2 protein-coding genes are annotated in these 1,351 nt (G+C 64.9%); one reads left to right on the plus strand and one right to left on the minus strand.

Going from position 1 to position 1,351, the window contains the following annotated elements; all coding sequences use genetic code 11:
• A partial coding sequence (locus QH290_RS12510; RefSeq protein ID WP_280382930.1) for a hypothetical protein occupies nucleotides 1–768 on the minus strand: 768 nt, incomplete at its 3' end.
• Nucleotides 769–956: 188 nt separating this feature from the next.
• Between QH290_RS12510 and QH290_RS12515 the strand changes: the two genes are divergently transcribed.
• Nucleotides 957–1,235, plus strand: coding sequence for a hypothetical protein (locus QH290_RS12515; protein WP_280382931.1), 279 nt, complete (start codon nucleotides 957–959; stop codon nucleotides 1,233–1,235).
• Nucleotides 1,236–1,351: the final 116 nt, after the last annotated feature.

The following is a 1,351-nucleotide window of genomic DNA, read 5'->3' on the forward strand; positions in this document are numbered from 1 at the left end:
ATCCGTGCTGCGCCGTGCCGCTTCGGCATCGGGCCAGACCGGCTGGTGCAATGCGGGGAGGTCGGCGCTCACCGTCGGCGGGGTTCCCGATTCGTGCGGCCGACCACCGGACGCGCCTGCGAGGATGGGCGCCGCCTCGCCGGTTCCGTTATCGCCCCTGTCCGGCGAGACGAGGTCCGGATTGAAGCATTCCCTGATGTAGCACGCCGGTTCGTCGCCGACATGGATCACATAGTCCTTGGTGACACAGGACCGGCCATCGATCCAGTCGGCGAACCCCGCCCACAGCACTCGGCGCGATTGGGTCACACCTCGAGACGCGAGGTGATAACCGATCGGGCCGGGGCCGTCGATACCGAATCGGGCGGCCGAATCACACGGGATCACAACATGATTCATCGATACCAGGGCCAGGTCCGGATCGACCAGACCGGAGCGGCGCACGAGGACCTCACGCTCCCCGTCGAGGCACAGCGACCTCGCCACCGTGTCGGAAACGCTGTCGGCCGATACCACTTCCTGACGCAGTACCCTGATGCGCAATGTCCGGCCCAGCGACGCCTCCAGCAGGGAAGTCGTCAGCCCGTCATTGGCCACCAACATCCTTGCCATCGGATCCGCGAATGCCGCCGTGAACCGAGAGCCACCCCGGAACGGCATACCGACTGCCGCCCGGATGGCTTTCTCGCCCTGATTCAAAACCACGGTGATGCCACTTTCGAAATCGCCGCCCGGATCGGCGGGTGCAGCCAGAGCGTCCCACACCATCGGCGACAACGCCTTCCCGAACTCCCCTGTCGCGCACACATTTAAGAAGCACGAAACGTACCCGGTCATCCGGCCAAGTTCGTATTACGACGGTGCAAACAACCGCAAAGCTTCAACATTGTCGCCGCATAGCGTCGACGAATTCCTTGCCCAGCGCACCAGCCTGGGTGCTGATACTGTCGGGGGTCATGTCAGCGCCCAAGGCATCCGAGCACGTCGAGGACGCCGCCCCGGCCCGCCGTACCGCCGGGCGCATCACCGGCGGCATCGTTCTGATCCTGGTCGCGACAGCCTTGCTGTTCGTCGGTATCCAGGCGATTGTCGAGCCAGCCGCTGTCGTCGCCAAGTCCTCGGACACCGCGCGCAGTCCGGACACCGACGGCGAGGCACAATTCGGCGGCCTGCTGCTGTGCTTCTTCGGGCTCTCGGTGCTGGGCTTCGGCATCGGTCTGTTCGGGAAGAAGTGACGAACGAGGAACGGCCTCCCATACAATATTTTTGGGTGGGAGGCCCTTGGGGTACTAGGTTAGGCGGGGGCGGGTGGGCCGCGATTTATAGCCGGGGGCGAGGGACTTTCCGCCCC

The sequence above is a fragment of the Nocardia wallacei genome (assembly GCF_029869545.1).
GTDB classification, from domain to species: Bacteria; Actinomycetota; Actinomycetes; order Mycobacteriales; family Mycobacteriaceae; genus Nocardia; species Nocardia wallacei_A.

Coding starts and splice junctions, on each gene's coding strand:
- QH290_RS12515 (WP_280382931.1), top strand. CDS start 957: ATGTCAGCGCCCAAGGCATCCGAGCACGTCGAGGACGCCGCCCCGGCC.